This is a genomic window from Azoarcus sp. Soil_N_20, assembly GCF_057656155.1.
Genome location: NZ_JBDGKX010000044.1, coordinates 1 through 1,453 on the forward strand (window position 1 = coordinate 1; position 1,453 = coordinate 1,453).

The 1,453-nt window shown below is 67.2% G+C and carries 1 protein-coding gene and 1 pseudogene; both read left to right on the forward strand.

The annotated features are described in order from the left end of the window. The first annotated feature begins 94 nt into the window (after positions 1-94). Positions 95-1,318 carry a CaiB/BaiF CoA transferase family protein gene (locus AC3A35_RS27770; RefSeq protein WP_487439788.1) on the forward strand — a complete coding sequence of 408 codons (1,224 nt, stop codon included), beginning with the start codon at positions 95-97 and terminating at the stop codon, positions 1,316-1,318. A gap of 58 nt (positions 1,319-1,376) precedes the next feature. Next, positions 1,377-1,453 (forward strand): annotated as a pseudogene (locus tag AC3A35_RS27775) (electron transfer flavoprotein subunit beta/FixA family protein); the annotation flags it as partial.

The window sequence follows — 1,453 nt, forward strand, 5'->3', positions numbered from 1 at the left end:
CCTACGAGGGCACCCACGACGTGCATGCGCTGATCCTCGGCCGCGCCATCACCGGCATCGCCGCGTTCGCCAACTGATCCACACGGAGACCGTCATGGCCGGTGCCCTGTCGCATATTCGCGTGCTCGACCTGTCCCGCATTCTCGCTGGGCCGTGGGCCGGGCAGTTGCTCGCCGACCTCGGCGCCGACGTGATCAAGGTCGAGCGTCCGGGGGTCGGCGACGACACCCGCGGCTGGGGGCCGCCCTACCTGAAGGATGCCGCCGGCGAAAACACCGCCGAGGCGGCCTACTACCTGTGCGCCAACCGCAACAAGCGCTCGGTCACGATCGACTTCACCCGGCCCGAGGGCCAGGCCCTGGTCAGGCAGCTCGCGGCCGAGTCCGATGTGGTGCTGGAGAACTTCAAGCTCGGCGGGCTCAAACAGTACGGGCTCGACTATGACGGCCTGAAGGCGGTCAATCCGCGTCTGGTCTACTGTTCGATTACCGGGTTTGGCCAGGATGGGCCCTACGCCCCGCGCGCCGGTTACGACTTCCTGATCCAGGGCCTGGGCGGGCTGATGAGCCTGACCGGGCGGCCGGACGGGGACGAGGGTGGCGGGCCGATGAAGGTGGGGGTCGCGCTCACCGACATCCTCACCGGGCTCTACGCCACCAATGCGGTGCTGGCGGCGCTTGCCTGGCGCGAGAAGAGCGGCGAGGGCCAGTTCATCGACCTCGCACTGCTCGACGTGCAGGTGGCCTGTCTCGCCAATCAGGCGATGAACTATCTGACCACCGGGCAGAATCCGCAGCGGCTCGGCAACGCCCACCCCAACATCGTGCCTTACCAGGATTTCCCGACCGCGGATGGCTACATGATTCTCGCCATCGGCAACGACGGCCAGTTTGCCCGCTTCTGTGCAGAGGCCGGGCAGCCCGCGCTGGCGAGCGATCCGCGCTACGCCACCAACAAGGCGCGGGTGGAGAATCGGGCGACGCTGATTCCGGCGCTCAAGCGGCTCACGATCGAACGCAGTACCACCGACTGGATTGGCGCACTGGAGGCGAAGGCGGTACCCTGCGGGCCGATCAATACGCTTGCCGACGTGTTTGCCGATCCTCAGGTGCAGGCGCGCGGGCTGCAGGTTGACATGCACCATCCGCTGGCCGGCACGGTGCCGCTGGTGGCAAATCCGATGCGGCTGTCGGCCACTCCGGTCGAGTACCGCAACCCGCCGCCGCTGCTTGGCGAACACACGATCCCGGTGTTGCGCGAGACCCTGGGCATGGCGGACGGCGAGATCGAAGCCCTGCACGCAGCAGGCGTGATCTGAGCGCCTGCGATCGGGCGCGCGACAGGCGCCCGTCCATCAATAACCTCAGGAGAGAAGCTTGAAGATACTGGTCCCGGTCAAACGCGTGGTTGACTACAACGTGAAGGTCCGCGTGAAGGCGGACGGCAGCGGGGT

What these genes read in the sequence shown, in the direction of transcription:
- AC3A35_RS27770 (WP_487439788.1), top strand. Translation starts at nt 95, where the DNA reads ATGGCCGGTGCCCTGTCGCATATTCGCGTGCTCGACCTGTCCCGCATT.